This is a genomic window from Yersinia enterocolitica, assembly GCA_002082245.2.
Classification (GTDB): Bacteria; Pseudomonadota; Gammaproteobacteria; order Enterobacterales; family Enterobacteriaceae; genus Yersinia; species Yersinia enterocolitica_E.
Window position 1 is genome coordinate 3,428,861 of sequence record NBTC02000002.1, and the last position, 14,358, is coordinate 3,443,218.

Sequence of the window (14,358 nt, forward strand, 5' to 3'; positions counted from 1 at the left end):
ATTTTTCATGACCGTTATTCATGCTAAACTGCGTCATAAAGTCTGTTGCGAAATCTATGCCAACTTTCCAAACGCCCCGTTTATGCCATATCATAGGGGTCTGCTGATATTCAGTATGCACCAGGATAGTTATATTGCACTATTTTGGTGCTTCATTTGCGTCGTTGGGCACTGTATTGGTGCAAAGGTGGGCCGAGAGGCTATTTTTGCACCGTGAAAGGGATCACAAACTAACCGCCGTCAGGTTGTTTATAAGAGAAGTTTGTGATCTTGTTTAGTCCCTCGCTTAATACGTGTACAATAGCGCGCTATTTCTAAATGCCTGAGGCAAAAAAGCTGTGATCGAGAATCTGCGTAACATCGCCATTATTGCGCACGTTGACCATGGGAAAACTACCCTGGTTGATAAGTTGCTACAACAATCTGGTACGTTCGGTGAACGTGCTGAAGCAACTGAACGTGTAATGGACTCCAACGATTTGGAGAAAGAGCGTGGGATAACCATCCTCGCGAAAAATACCGCCATTAACTGGAAAGACTACCGCATCAACATCGTGGATACCCCAGGACACGCCGATTTCGGTGGTGAGGTTGAGCGTGTAATGTCTATGGTTGACTCTGTGCTGCTGGTCGTCGATGCAATGGATGGCCCGATGCCGCAGACCCGTTTCGTGACCAAGAAAGCCTTTGCTCATGGTCTGAAACCAATCGTGGTTATCAACAAAGTTGACCGTCCTGGCGCGCGTCCAGATTGGGTTGTCGATCAGGTGTTCGACCTGTTCGTAAACCTGGATGCCACTGACGAACAACTGGACTTCCCTATCATTTACGCATCAGCATTGATGGGTATTGCGGGCGAAGACCACAATGATATGTCGGCAGACATGACTCCGCTGTATCAGGCAATCATCGACCATGTGCCTGCACCAGACGTAGACAGCACTGGTCCATTGCAGATGCAAATCTCCCAGTTGGACTACAACAACTACGTAGGTGTTATCGGCATCGGCCGTATCAAACGTGGTGTTGTTAAGCCTAACCAGCAAGTTACTGTTATCGATAGCGAAGGTAAGACCCGCAACGGTAAAATCGCTAAAGTACTGGGCCATATGGGTCTGGAACGTATCGAAGCAACTATGGCTGAAGCTGGTGATATCGTTGCTATCACCGGTTTGGGCGAGTTGAACATCTCTGACACTATCTGTGATGTGAATGCTGTTGAAGCATTGCCAGCACTGTCTGTTGATGAACCAACTGTTACTATGTATTTCTGCGTTAACACCTCTCCGTTCTGTGGTAAAGAAGGCAAGTACGTGACTTCACGTCAGATCCTTGACCGTTTGAACAAAGAGCTGATTCATAACGTAGCACTGCGTGTTGAAGAAACTGAAGATGCTGACGCATTCCGCGTATCAGGCCGTGGTGAACTTCACCTGTCGGTTCTGATCGAAAACATGCGCCGCGAAGGTTTCGAGCTGGCTGTTTCCCGTCCTAAAGTTATCAACCGTGTTATCGACGGCCGTAATCAAGAACCATTTGAAAGCGTAACTCTGGATATCGAAGAACAGCACCAGGGCGCAGTAATGCAAGCCATGGGTGAGCGTAAGGGTGACGTGAAGGACATGGTTCCAGACGGCAAAGGTCGTATTCGTCTGGATTATATGATCCCAAGCCGTGGCCTGATTGGCTTCCGTACTGAATTCATGACTATGACTTCTGGTACTGGTCTGCTGTACTCCACATTCAGTCACTACGATGATGTGCGTCCAGGCGAGATCGGCCAACGTCAAAACGGCGTACTGATCTCTAACGGTCAGGGTAAAGCTGTGGCATTCGCACTGTACAAACTGCAAGACCGCGGCAAGCTGTTTATTGGTCACGCGACTGAAGTGTATGAAGGCCAGATCATCGGTATTCACTCACGTTCTAACGACCTGACTGTAAACTGCCTGACCGGTAAGCAACTGACCAACATGCGTGCATCCGGTACTGACGAAGCAACCACTCTGGTTCCTTTCTTGAAGAAAACTCTTGAACAGGCACTGGAATTCATCGATGACGATGAATTGGTAGAAGTTACCCCGCAATCAATTCGTATCCGTAAGCGTCACTTGACGGAAAACGATCGTAAGCGTGCAGGTCGTGGTCCTAAAGAAGGTTAATTCTTCTTGGTACTGCTGATACTTAGGGCGCTAGCTGCGCCCTGAGTTCTATTCGCCGCACCCTTGAAGCTGCAACTGTGTTAGCTTCGCTTACTAACCCGAATCACTTACCTGAGTAAGCTCATCGGGATAAGTTCACTTGCTGCCTTGTTGCAACTCCAAGGTTTTTGAGGATACATCCTATTTTTTTGCCATTGTTATAAAAATATTATTTTTCCTGACTGACCCCTCCTTTTTCTTCCTCTCTCTGTTCAGTTTTCCCTTTTCCCGTTACAGTGAAACTCACCATCTAATTGGGAGAGCGCCATGCTGTATATCTTTGATCTAGGTAATGTGATTGTCGATATCGACTTCAAACGCGTATTGGGCGTTTGGAGCAAATTAAGCAGTGTCCCGCTGGCGACGTTGAGTGAGCGGTTTACCATGGGCGAGGTCTTCCAGCAGCATGAGCGCGGTGAAATTAGCGATGAAGAGTTTGCTCACCAGCTCAGTGATGAGATGGGGCTATCTCTAAGTTTTGAACAGTTTGCCGAAGGCTGGCAGGCGGTATTTGTCGCTTTGCGCCCGGAAGTGATCGCCATTATGCAAAAGTTGCGTCAGGAAGGGCATCGGGTGGTGGTGTTATCCAATACTAACCGGCTGCATTGTAATCACTGGCCCCAACATTACCCTGAAGTGGTGGCTGCCGCTGACCATATGTATCTGTCCCAGGATTTGGGCATGCGCAAGCCGGAAGCGAGAATTTATCAGCATGTGCTGAGTGCGGAAAACATCCCGGCGGAGCAGGCGGTATTCTTTGATGATGTTGAAGCAAATGTTGTTGCAGCCAGAATTGTAGGTATCACCGCAATTCATGTCATAGACCGAAAGGTTATTCCTGCTTATTTTCCCTGATAAGTTCTTACTCCAGACGTTAATGGGTTAGCCTTAAATATCACGCTAACCCATAACCGAGCCTAAACACCGGTATTGACTGAGAGATAAACATGGCGAGTTTTCTGCGTTTTCGCTTATCTGCATCTTTAAAACCCTACATTACGTTCGGGCGAATGCTTTACACCCGAATAGATAAAGATGGGTTAACCATGCTGGCTGGGCATCTGGCGTATGTGTCATTACTTTCTCTAGTGCCATTGGTCACTGTGATTTTTGCTCTGTTCGCGGCTTTTCCCATGTTTGCTGATATCAGCATAAAATTGAAAGCCTTCATATTTGCCAATTTTATGCCTGCCACTGGCGATATTATCCAAAACTACCTTGAGCAGTTTGTTGCCAACTCAAATCGTATGACGGTGGTGGGCACCTGCGGCTTGATTGTGACAGCACTGCTGCTGATTTACTCCGTCGACAGTGTGCTTAACATTATCTGGCGCAGTAAGGTTCACCGGTCACTGGTGTTTTCATTTGCCGTTTATTGGATGGTACTGACATTAGGGCCAATTCTCGTCGGGGCCAGTATGGTGATCAGCTCATACCTGCTTTCATTGCAATGGCTGGCAAATGCCCAGGTAGACAGCATGATTGATGAGACATTACGGCTATTTCCTCTCTTGATTTCCTGGGTTTCTTTTTGGTTATTGTACAGTGTGGTTCCGACAGTACGGGTGCCTGCCCGGGATGCACTTATTGGTGCGCTGGTGGCTGCATTGCTCTTCGAATTGGGTAAGAAAGGATTCACGATGTATATCACGCTGTTTCCGTCTTATCAGTTGATTTACGGGGTGCTGGCGGTTATCCCCATCTTATTCCTTTGGGTTTACTGGAGTTGGTGCATCGTGTTACTGGGGGCAGAAATCACCGTGACCTTGGGTGAGTATCGAGCACAGCGGTCTAAAGTGGTCATTGAGGAAAACCAGAGTCAGGAGATGTAAGGCATTATGATTGCGTTGATTCAACGGGCGCTTAGCGCCAGTGTTGTCGTAGATGGGAATATTGTCGGTGAGATTGGGCCTGGATTATTGATATTGCTGGGGGTCGAACAAGAGGACACCGAGCAAAAAGCACAGCGTCTATGTGAAAAGGTTTTGGGGTACCGGATTTTTGGCGATGAGAACGATAAAATGAATCTCAACGTCCTGCAAGCTGGTGGCAGTGTGCTAGTCGTCTCGCAATTTACACTAGTGGCAGATACGCAAAAAGGCATGAGACCAAGCTTTTCCCGTGGTGCAGTTCCGGCAGAAGCTGATCGGCTTTATCAGTATTTTGTTGCCCAGTGTCGTGAGCGTGGTGTAAAAACGGAAACGGGATTATTTGCCGCAGATATGAAAGTCAGTTTGGTAAACGATGGCCCAGTGACTTTCTGGTTACAGGTCTAGAGGCAGAATAGTGCCCAAAACTGAGGGTTATTTTATTGATAATTTTAAAGAGAGAATGCTTCTATGTATCACTTGCGTGTGCCCATAACAGAACAAGAACTCAAAGATTATTATCAATTCCGCTGGGAAATGTTACGCAAGCCGTTGCACCAACCGGTTGGCTCAGAGAAAGATGCTTATGATGCGATGGCCCATCATCAAATGGTGGTGGATGAGCAGGGTAAACCTGTCGCTATTGGGCGGTTATATATCAATGCAGATAATGAGGCTGCGATTCGTTTTTTGGCCGTTGACCCATCAGTGCGCGCCAAAGGTTTGGGAACGCTGGTGGCAATGACCTTAGAGTCAGTTGCGCGGCAGGAGGGGGTGAAGCGAGTTGTGTGTAGCGCGCGTGAAGATGCGGTAGATTTCTTCGCCAAGCTGGGCTTTGTCAGCCAGGGGGAAATAACCGCCCCGCAAACCACACCTGTGCGCCACTTTTTAATGATAAAACCGGTTGTGACCATGGACGATATTCTGCATCGCCCTGATTGGTGCGGTCAGTTGCAGCAAGCCTGGTACGACCATATTCCGCTTAGTGAAAAAATGGGGGTGCGCATCAGCCAATATACCGGCCAGCGTTTTGTCACTACCATGCCAGAGGCGGGTAATCAAAATCCTCACCATACCTTATTTGCTGGTAGCCTTTTTTCGTTGGCGACCCTGACGGGCTGGGGCTTGATTTGGCTATTATTGCGTGAGCGCCATTTGGGCGGCACGATTATTCTCGCTGATGCCCACATTCGTTACAGTGCGCCGGTTACTGGTCGGCCCCGGGCAGTGGCTGAGCTAAGCTCCCTGAGTGGTGATCTGGATAGATTGGCCCGTGGCCGTCGTGCCAGAGTGCAGTTAGACGTGAATCTATTCGGTGATGAAGATGCTGGTGCTGTTTTTTCAGGAACTTACATGGTGTTGCCAGTTGCTGCTGGAGAGGATGCCGTGAGTTAATTCACGCCCTCCGCTATGCCCGCTTTACTGATAACAGATGAGCGGGTGTACATTTATAACTTTCTTTTATCCTCCCGCTTTCTATCTATACATTCTTTTCCTGTGACCCCTCGCACTAATTTATCGAATTCTTTGCTGTGGTATGTGCAATATTCAATAGATAACTTACAGTTATATATTCATGTTTCTGATTGATCATTTTTTGGAGGCGAATCAAAAAGTAATTTTCTCAGTGTTACCCACTGACCAATATACTAAATATGATTGATATAATTAAATAAAATCATGCGTAGATACTTGTCTTATTTCTTTTTGAATCACAGCAATCACCTCCAGATGGTTCGATTTTGATTCCCCATCCTTGGTGTCAAGGAGGGAGTTATGATGGTATGTAATGAGAAAACATCAATTAATGTTATTGGTTCATCCGCAGCATTTAAGCAACTTTTACGTTTAGTTGACCGGGTTGCGCCATCACAACAAACTTTACTGATTTGTGGCCCTACTGGGTGTGGAAAAGAAGTTATTGCCCAACTGATACACCAACGTAGCAAAAATCCTTCAGCTCCATTTATTGATCTCAACTGTGGCGCAATCCCTGAGCATTTGGTTGAAGCTGAGCTATTTGGTCATGTCAAAGGTGCGTTTACTGGTGCCTCTGGCGATCGGCGTGGTCATCTGGAAATGGTCGGTAATGGCACGCTGTTTTTAGATGAAATAGGTGAAATGCCTTTGTCAGTACAGCCTAAGTTATTGCGTGCATTGGAAACTCGTACTTTCCGGCCTATCGGCAGCAGCGACATTCGCCACTTTAATGGGCGAGTGGTCGCTGCCACTCACCGAAATTTACTTGCTCAGGTAAAAAGTGGTGTTTTTAGGGAAGACCTTTATTACCGCTTAGGTGTCATTACTCTGGATATTCCTGCTCTCAGCCAGCGAAGGGAGGATATCCCCGCATTAATTGACTATTTCTCAGGGTTACAAACTCACCCGTTAGTTTTCAATTCCCAGGCTATGTCTTACTTACAGCAGTATCCTTGGCCGGGTAATGTGCGGGAGTTGCGCAATCTGGTCGACAGGCTTGCGGCATTATCTGATAGCCATTTAATTACGCGTGAGGTGTTGGATACCTTTATGCCAACCTCACAACTCGAAGTGAAAGTGTCATCTGACCTGCTTGCTGATGCCATGCTGGCATTGCCGGGGGCTGATAAGCTCGTTGCGGTGGAGCAGTTATTGATAGACCGAGCGTTGCAGCGTACTACCGGTAATAAAACAGCAGCGGCACAACTATTAGGGATTAGTCGTAAGTCAGTGGAACGGCGAATTCATGGCCGGATGGATAAACGGCCAATAGCATTACAACACTTGCAGGAAGGTATGCGGTTAATGAATTGCTCCGCCTACCATGAAGCCATCGTTGATTTACAGAAAGGGTTACAACTACTGCTGGGAATCACCTTGGATGAAGAGGTTCGACAGCTTCATTACAAGCTCTATCGCCAACTCAGTATCAGCTATCAAATACTTTATGGTTGGTTAAGCCATGATGCGCTTAAATATCATAATGATGCCATCGCGCTAGGTAAAAAAGCAGGTGATGAGTCTGAGCTGGCAGGATTACTCTTTTGGCGTTGGTCGGCCCAGTTGGTGACCCTTGATTTACCGCATGTCCGCACTCTGGCTCAGGAGTTACTGCAATGGGGCCTGACTGAAAAAACCGCGTCAATATGGAGTGAAGCACATATCGCTCTTGCCAGTACCCTATTTTGGTTGGGGGATAATCAAGAAGTCTTAACATGTTTAGCTCGCAGTAAGTTACTGACTACCCCTTGCGAGTATGCTGATCAACAAGGATTGGATTTGGTTGGCATGGCACTGACCCTGAAAGGGCTGGCTTTATTTCAACTAGGTGAATTTAAAAAATCCAGAGAGGTAGCCCAAAAACTGGCCTCACGTGCTATGGGGGAAGACATTATTGCTTTTCATCGGGTTATCTCCTTACGGGGCGCGGCGTGGCTTGCTTGCTTGTTCGAAGACCGTGACAGTTTAGGTCGCTTGACCCACGAATTAGCAGTGCAGGCGCAGCAATATGGATTTACTTTTTATCAGGGGTTAGGGAAGGTACTGAAGGGGTGTTATTTGCTCATGCAGCATGACTATGTTCAGGCTGAACAGCATATGATTGAGGGTTATGATAGCCATCTGTTGTGCCAAGGAGGAAAGCTTTTTCACTCCTTCCAGGCATGGAAACGTGGCGAGTTATTGCTGCAATCAGGTGAGCCGCAACAATGTGATGTACTGATGTCACAGGCATTGGACTTGGCATTTAAGTATCAAGAACGCGCCTATCTTAGTGAGTTGATGGTCGTCAAAGCCCGTGCCAGACTGGCATTGAATGACATTGTTGGCGCTGAACAAGGCTTTCGCTGCGCCATCGCGAGTGCGCAAACGTTGGGTATTATTCCCGCACAAATTATTGCTACCAGTGAACTGGCTCGTTTGTTAGGGCAATCGCGACGAAAAGCTGAAGCGGTTGCCTTGCTGTCTTCCATTCTGAAAAGCATCGACTCTCACCATGTTCCACCTTTTGTCAGCCGGGCAATTCAGTTGCTGGCTGAACTGGATAAGCCGGAGTGAAGCGGCATTCTGGGGCATGGACGTTTTCGACCAATCACCGTCTCTCACTTGGACAGTATCGTCCATCCTAGGTGTTTTTAAACCCCTTAGATTTTAATTAATTATTAAAAATCAATTGATTATCTAGTTGGCACACAGGTTGCAATTTGTACTGTGGGTAGAGCGAATATCGGATGTACTACCTAATGATGTCTCCCTCTTATTTATAAGGAACACACTATGAGTACTCTATATACAATTAACGTAATCAATAACAGCCCGACAGCGCAGGATTTCTTTTTCTTCCAAAAACCGGCGATTTATACCGGTGGCGCTAAAGTTTACTCCAACAGTATTTATCAGGAAGTGTTATCACCTTTTGCCAGCTCGGGTTCTGTACTGACCTTTGAATGTTTAATGCAATTTTATGCTGGAGCGCAATCTCAACTACCAAGCTTGTTGGTTGGGCAAGATTCAGGATATATCACCTCAAGCCAGCCTGTCGATTTGACCTCTATTACCGCTGGAGTACAAACAGCAAACACCACGGTAATGTCGGTTGATCCTTCTCTTGGTCTGTCTCCTGCGACTTATACCGAGGGGGTGCAACCTGGTGCTTATCGTATTGTCACTCCTGCATTTAACCCCGTCACAGATGTATTTAACGCGGGGTTGGCGGTGCAAAGTGCCAGTGGCAGTAGCGTACTGTCGAGTTTCATCAATGCAGAACCAAGCAAAAATATCGATTGTCAGCCAGTGCTGAGTTTTTATGTCCAAACGGGTACCTATCAGGCGGGGACGGTTATTAACTTCTCTACGTCTTCAGTTGGGTCCGCGATATGTGATACCACCCAAGGTGTGACCGCATTCAATGTTACTTATAACCCTCAGGGCACCTGGACGGTTAGCGCTGCTTGATAAAAACACGCGTGTACGGCCTGCCTGATCAACAGTGCCGTACCTGTACTCCCCTATTTATTATTTCTATGAGGAGGCTATATGCCTAATCTAACAACCAGTATTTCGCTAAATCTATTATTGGGCCAATTTCCGAATCCTGTTAGTCAACTGACTCAGCCACCGCTCAGTAATGAGTGTGGTGCTTATGCATTAACTGCCACATTGGCTGCATTTGCACTGTGGCCGGAAAGTACCATTATCACTTATGGAGAAAATAATAATGTCATTCAACAAGACGATGATTTTATTAACGCTAAGGATAAGATCTATGGTCTGACTGGGATACTTAACCCCGATGGTGGGGCAAACGTTGCGGGTGGCGGATATAACTCACCTGCGGCAATGGCTGCTGTGGCGATAGATTTCGCACGGGTGGTATCGGTGAATATCACCGCTGCTGGCTTATATGCCTTGGGGGCGTTGTATCCAGCTGAGCAAGCTGCCTGTGTGGCGGTGGTAGGGGAGCCAAATGTACATACGGATGCTGTTTATGTAGAGCCGGCTCATGGGCAAGTACAATTGATTTGTGTGGCTTCCGGCCCGCAAGCTCTTCACATGTTAGCTCGTGGTTCCGACGGACTTTATTACGATCCCGCCACCGGAGTTCGTGATAATGATTGGGGTAATCCAACAGCTGAACTCTTTGAACAACTCAGTGGCTATGAATTTGTTGGTTTATGGCTAGTTATTAGTTAATTAATGAGTAATTTGAAATAGTAAACCGATAAACGGTGCTATCGAGTTGTTTATCGGTTTACTTCAATATTTTTTAGTGTGATTTTATAAACCTCCTTTCTTAACCTTTTCTTTAATTTATCATCGTTAAATTATCTATAATCTATGTTTAGCTAAATAATGCAGGGTTGTTTTATTTGGTTTTTTTTAAAAAAGAGTAACTAATGCACTGGATCATACAGCGTAATCGTTATTTAATAAATTAACATCTGCTGTTTGCTATTTATAAATATAAATCAACCCTTAATATTATTTATTAAATAGCTAACTATAGATAAATCTAAACTAGTCTGAGTCATTTAATTAAGGAATTTATAATAAATTTTTTAATGGGAGTGAATTAAAATGGATAGAGATTGGCATAGACAAGATATTTTAGCTGCAATACGGAAAGCAAAAGGCTCACTAGCAGCATTATCAAGAGAGAGCGGGCTTTCGCCAAGTACATTAGCTAACGCGCTAACACGCCCGTGGCCCAAGGGAGAAGTAATTATTGCAGACGCTATCGGTGTTTCCCCTCGAGAGATATGGCCCAGTAGGTTCATCGATTATCGAGGGCGGATGATTATTCGAAGAGTAAGGCAAAACTAACGTTAAGAGGGTGGTTCAAATGGATAAAAAACTACTAAACTCGCTTAAAATGTTAATACCATTTTGGGAAAATAGTTCGGAAGCTTGGGGGGTTAAGGATAACAAGTCAGTGTTTATTTATGCAAATAATAGGTTTGGTACATTATTAGGCTTACCTGATAAATTTAGTGTGGAAGGGCGATTAGATGGCGAACTTCCTGCGCCAACGGCAGAGTTTCAGACTGAATTTCAGGAACATGACCGTCAGGCGATATTATCGAAAGAACGTGCGACAACGATTGAAATCCATGCATTTGAGCGACGTTCCTATTTTCAACCTTACTTTTGTGATAAGTATCCATTAATAGATAAAAACGGCATTTCACAGGGGCTTATTTTTCATGCAAGGCCAGTAGAAGATATAATATTAACGCATTTAAATAAAATAAAAGTCCCCACCTCACTTATCTTTACCCCGCCATCAGAGTCATTTACCAAAAGAGAGTGGGAGGTGTTATTTTATATTTTACATGCTTTTTCAAGCCCTGACATTGCTAAAAAGCTTAATTTATCAACCAGATCAGTCTGCAATATAATTCAAAATATCTATCGAAAGGCCGGTGTGACCAGTAAAAAACAGGTTATAGAATATTGTTATGAGAAGAAAATTAATAACTATGTACCACAAAGTTTCTTTGAATACTCAGGTTCTTTTCCGCTTGCGGGGAAAGGTAACGTAAATTTAAGGGGAAAGTAATGATGGATAAGACATTACTAAACTCGCTTGAGGTATTAATACGGTTTTGGGAGCATAGTTCAGAACCTTGGGGGGTTAAAGATAATCAATCAAGATTTATTTATGCAAATAACAGATTCAATAAATTATTAGCTTTACCGGATAAATACTGTGTAGAGGGGCGGTCTGATGGCGAACTTCCCACTCCAATATCAGATTTTGAGGTTGAGTTTCAAGAGCATGACCGTAAGGTAGAGCTATTGCAGGATCGTATAACAGCGGTTGAAATACATGAGTGGGATGGCCTTTCCTATTTTAAGCCTAATTTCTGTGACAAATATCCGTTAATAGATAGCGATGGGATATCGCAAGGTGTTATTTTCCATGTAAGACCTGTGCATGATATGTTGTTAACAAATTTAGGTAAAATAAAAGTCCCCACCTCACTTATCTTTACCCCGCCATCAGAATTATTTACTAAAAGAGAATGGGAGGTGTTGTTTTATATTTTACATGCTTTCTCAAGTAAAGAGATTGCTAAAAAAATCCATTTATCCACCAGAACAGTTTGTAATATAACTCAAAAAATCTATCGAAAGGCCAGTGTGACCAGTAAAAAACAGGTTGTTGAGTATTGTTATGAAAATAAGATAAATAATTATGTTCCGCAGAGCTTCTTTGAATACTCGGGTTCCTTCCCACTGGCTGGGTAAGTAAAACTAAATATAATGGGAGGATTGAAATGGAAAAAAACCTAAAGCAATCGCTTGAGATATTAATCCGGTTCTGGGAACACAGTTCTGAACCTTGGGCGGTAAAAGATAATCAATCAAGATTTATTTATGCCAATAGACGAGTTTATAAATTATTCAATTTACCTGAAAAATACAACCTTGAAGGTCGGTTAGATGGTGAGATTCCTACGCCATCAGCAGATTTTCAGGACGAATTTCAGCAGCAGGATCGTCAGGTAGAATTATCACAGGACCGCGTAGCATCAGTTGATATTCAGCTATATGATGGCCGTTCATATTTCACACCTTATTTTAGTGACAAATACCCACTAATAGATGAACATGGCATATCCCAAGGAGTTATTTGTCATGGGCGGCCCGTACAAGATATAATGTTAACGCGTTTAAATAAAATAAAAGTTCCGATATCACTTATCTTTACACCTCCATCTGCATTATTCACCAAAAGAGAATGGGAGGTATTGTTTTATATTTTACATGCTTTCTCAAGTAAAGAGATTGCTAAAAAAATCCATTTATCAACCAAGTCAGTCTGCAATATAATCCAAAGCATCTATAGAAAAGCCGGTGTAACCAGTAAACGGCAGGTTATAGAGTATTGTTATGAAAATAAGATTAATAATTATGTGCCGCAGAGTTTCTTTGAATATTCGGGTTCGTTCCCTCTTATGTAGGACAAACTTCTGTGCCGATTACATGAAAAATATCATGTAATCGGCGTTGTCACCCAGCAGCAATCTGGTAGGGCAGTGTAAAACGCCCTTATTGCCCCGCTACGCTATGCACTTCACCATGCTGCATAGTTTGATTGACTTGTTGCCCATTGCCGTCAGTAGCTTGTAGAGAGCCGCTAACAGTAGGTTTCAATGGTGTATCGGCAGCCAGACTTCCTTTTATCTGTAATTTTAGGTTGCCCAGGCCATGCAACGGTAATGCTGGCCAACCCCAGTTTTGCAAGATATCCAGATTGACAGAACGGCCGGTCAGCGCCAGTGATAAGGCGCGGGCAGGCGTTTGGTCAATACTGGCGGTGGACTCCAGTAAGCCCTCTTTGGTGAATGCGCTTAACTCACTAAATGTAATCTGTTGTTCATTGGCATTGAGGGCCAGTGACGGACGGCGAATATCATTTTTATTAAATGTCGCATTACCTGCATTCAACATTAATGAGCCAGACCATACACCCCACTGATGGTTTTTTGCCAACAGTAAGTTAGTGCCTGCGGCGTCCAGCGATGTAATCTGGAAGGGGAAGTCAGGGCTGATATCAATCAACAAGTTACGATTAGCACTAAGCTTGCCGACGTACACCTCGGATAGCCAGTTTGGCAATGTTTGTTGCCATTGTTGCTTCCAATCGGCAGGCAGAGTGTAAACCAGCGCGACCAGTGTCAGTTCATCCAATTGCAGGCGATGAGTATCGCGCGCCCAATTCCCCTGAGTTCTTAATAGACCATCCTGCCAGCGGGTTGAGAACTGATTAATTGCGACGCCAGCCGGAGATAAAGCAAATGTTGCTATTGGGTCAATCAGATGAATATTACCCTTGATAATATCACCGGCATTGAAGGACAGTTCGCCATCCTCTGTTTGCCAATCGCCTTGTTTAAACGTGATATTTTTTAGCGTCAAATCCAGGTCATTAAATGCCCAACTTTTCCCTTCTACTCGCGCATCAATTAAATCAAACCGTTTTAGCGTAATCGGCGGGAGTTGTAAGAATGTATTCCAAACATCATCTATCGATGCTGGTGTTTGTAGGCGAATATTGCTGAGCCGCAGGCGATCGACCAGCCAACTGCCATCAGCCGCTTGGCTGGCGTTACCGGTCAATTCACCCTGCGCGATATCTGCCCCAAAATTGGTTAGGGTCAGGGCATTTTTCTGTATCGAGCCTTGCAGATAAAGTTGTTGCGCGGTAATACCGTTAATGGTTAAAGAACCGGCACTAAACTGAAATTGAGCATTTTCGCCAAGGCTATTACCCGGTTGTGGCTGCCAAGGCACCAAACCGCCAGTCACTTGCTGACCCGCAATCTTCCACTGAGTTGCTGAGTTTTTCGCCTCAAGAGTGGTATCGAGGGCCATATTAGTCAACTGCAAGGTATCAGCCTGTAATGGCAGCGGTGATGGGCTGTTACTGAGGATTAAACGACCATTTTGCAGATTGAGACTGAGAAGGTGACGAGGCTCGGTCAGTTGCCGCCAACTCAGGCCAAACAGCGCTTGTTGGGCAACAAGAAACGGAGGCTGATTGGCCCGGCCCAGAGTGATATCACTGAAACTGACTTGTCCCGGTTGGGACCATGAGTGGTCTATTTTACCCAGAGAGAGGCGATATTCACTATTATCACTAACCCAACGGCTCAGCCAACCGGCAGCCCAACTGGTTTGGAGCAATACGTAACACAGCACTACGGACAGCACCAGTAGTAGTAATAACGTTAGCAGCACTTTCCCGAGAAATTTCATCCGGTCTTTCCACGCCTGTCGGTGATACGGAACCCTGTTTATGCCGT

The 14,358-nt window shown here is 45.1% G+C and carries 13 protein-coding genes; 12 read left to right on the forward strand and 1 reads right to left on the reverse strand.

Annotated elements, in window-relative coordinates:
• The first annotated feature begins 338 nt into the window (after positions 1-338).
• The 12 genes from A6J66_017135 to A6J66_017190 all read left to right on the forward strand — a co-directional run bounded on the left by A6J66_017135 (position 339) and on the right by A6J66_017190 (position 12,513).
• Complete coding sequence (locus A6J66_017135) at positions 339-2,162, forward strand: translational GTPase TypA (GenBank protein PNM25748.1); 1,824 nt, start codon at positions 339-341, stop codon at positions 2,160-2,162.
• A 306-nt stretch (positions 2,163-2,468) separates the two neighbouring features.
• Positions 2,469-3,056: a glucose-1-phosphatase gene (locus A6J66_017140; protein PNM25749.1), complete on the forward strand. Its 588-nt coding sequence runs from the start codon at positions 2,469-2,471 to the stop codon at positions 3,054-3,056.
• A gap of 92 nt (positions 3,057-3,148) precedes the next feature.
• Entirely contained in the window at positions 3,149-4,033 is an 885-nt protein-coding gene (locus A6J66_017145; GenBank protein ID PNM25750.1) for a YihY/virulence factor BrkB family protein, read from the forward strand.
• A 6-nt stretch (positions 4,034-4,039) separates the two neighbouring features.
• Entirely contained in the window at positions 4,040-4,477 is a 438-nt protein-coding gene (gene dtd, locus A6J66_017150; GenBank protein PNM25751.1) for a D-tyrosyl-tRNA(Tyr) deacylase, read from the forward strand.
• Positions 4,478-4,540: 63 nt separating this feature from the next.
• Positions 4,541-5,464 carry a GNAT family N-acetyltransferase gene (locus A6J66_017155; protein ID PNM25752.1) on the forward strand — a complete coding sequence of 308 codons (924 nt, stop codon included), beginning with the start codon at positions 4,541-4,543 and terminating at the stop codon, positions 5,462-5,464.
• A 381-nt stretch (positions 5,465-5,845) separates the two neighbouring features.
• Positions 5,846-8,104 carry a sigma-54-dependent Fis family transcriptional regulator gene (locus A6J66_017160; GenBank protein PNM25753.1) on the forward strand — a complete coding sequence of 753 codons (2,259 nt, stop codon included), beginning with the start codon at positions 5,846-5,848 and terminating at the stop codon, positions 8,102-8,104.
• Between the two features lie 219 nt (positions 8,105-8,323).
• The gene (locus A6J66_017165) at positions 8,324-9,001 is read left to right on the forward strand and encodes a hypothetical protein (protein ID PNM25754.1); all 678 of its coding nucleotides are present in this window, start codon (positions 8,324-8,326) and stop codon (positions 8,999-9,001) included.
• A gap of 81 nt (positions 9,002-9,082) precedes the next feature.
• Positions 9,083-9,739 carry a hypothetical protein gene (locus A6J66_017170; protein ID PNM25755.1) on the forward strand — a complete coding sequence of 219 codons (657 nt, stop codon included), beginning with the start codon at positions 9,083-9,085 and terminating at the stop codon, positions 9,737-9,739.
• A gap of 384 nt (positions 9,740-10,123) precedes the next feature.
• Positions 10,124-10,369 carry a transcriptional regulator gene (locus A6J66_017175; GenBank protein ID PNM25756.1) on the forward strand — a complete coding sequence of 82 codons (246 nt, stop codon included), beginning with the start codon at positions 10,124-10,126 and terminating at the stop codon, positions 10,367-10,369.
• A gap of 19 nt (positions 10,370-10,388) precedes the next feature.
• Positions 10,389-11,105, forward strand: coding sequence for a helix-turn-helix transcriptional regulator (locus A6J66_017180; protein ID PNM25757.1), 717 nt, complete (start codon positions 10,389-10,391; stop codon positions 11,103-11,105).
• 2 nt (positions 11,106-11,107) lie between these two features.
• Positions 11,108-11,797 (forward strand): helix-turn-helix transcriptional regulator, encoded by a 690-nt coding sequence (locus tag A6J66_017185; GenBank protein PNM27055.1) that lies wholly within the window; start codon positions 11,108-11,110, stop codon positions 11,795-11,797.
• 29 nt (positions 11,798-11,826) lie between these two features.
• Complete coding sequence (locus tag A6J66_017190) at positions 11,827-12,513, forward strand: helix-turn-helix transcriptional regulator (protein PNM25758.1); 687 nt, start codon at positions 11,827-11,829, stop codon at positions 12,511-12,513.
• Between the two features lie 88 nt (positions 12,514-12,601).
• Here the strand turns inward: A6J66_017190 and A6J66_017195 are convergent, their stop codons facing one another.
• On the reverse strand, positions 12,602-14,311 hold the full coding sequence (locus A6J66_017195; GenBank protein ID PNM25759.1) for an AsmA family protein: 1,710 nt from the start codon (positions 14,309-14,311) through the stop codon (positions 12,602-12,604).
• Positions 14,312-14,358: the final 47 nt, after the last annotated feature.

What these genes read in the sequence shown, in the direction of transcription:
- A6J66_017185 (PNM27055.1), top strand. Translation starts at nt 11,108, where the DNA reads ATGGATAAGACATTACTAAACTCGCTTGAGGTATTAATACGGTTTTGG.
- A6J66_017165 (PNM25754.1), top strand. Translation starts at nt 8,324, where the DNA reads ATGAGTACTCTATATACAATTAACGTAATCAATAACAGCCCGACAGCG.
- A6J66_017155 (PNM25752.1), top strand. Translation starts at nt 4,541, where the DNA reads ATGTATCACTTGCGTGTGCCCATAACAGAACAAGAACTCAAAGATTAT.
- A6J66_017190 (PNM25758.1), top strand. Translation starts at nt 11,827, where the DNA reads ATGGAAAAAAACCTAAAGCAATCGCTTGAGATATTAATCCGGTTCTGG.
- A6J66_017145 (PNM25750.1), top strand. Translation starts at nt 3,149, where the DNA reads ATGGCGAGTTTTCTGCGTTTTCGCTTATCTGCATCTTTAAAACCCTAC.
- A6J66_017195 (PNM25759.1), bottom strand. Translation starts at nt 14,311, where the DNA reads ATGAAATTTCTCGGGAAAGTGCTGCTAACGTTATTACTACTACTGGTG.
- A6J66_017170 (PNM25755.1), top strand. Translation starts at nt 9,083, where the DNA reads ATGCCTAATCTAACAACCAGTATTTCGCTAAATCTATTATTGGGCCAA.
- A6J66_017160 (PNM25753.1), top strand. Translation starts at nt 5,846, where the DNA reads ATGATGGTATGTAATGAGAAAACATCAATTAATGTTATTGGTTCATCC.
- A6J66_017180 (PNM25757.1), top strand. Translation starts at nt 10,389, where the DNA reads ATGGATAAAAAACTACTAAACTCGCTTAAAATGTTAATACCATTTTGG.
- dtd (PNM25751.1), top strand. Translation starts at nt 4,040, where the DNA reads ATGATTGCGTTGATTCAACGGGCGCTTAGCGCCAGTGTTGTCGTAGAT.
- A6J66_017140 (PNM25749.1), top strand. Translation starts at nt 2,469, where the DNA reads ATGCTGTATATCTTTGATCTAGGTAATGTGATTGTCGATATCGACTTC.
- A6J66_017175 (PNM25756.1), top strand. Translation starts at nt 10,124, where the DNA reads ATGGATAGAGATTGGCATAGACAAGATATTTTAGCTGCAATACGGAAA.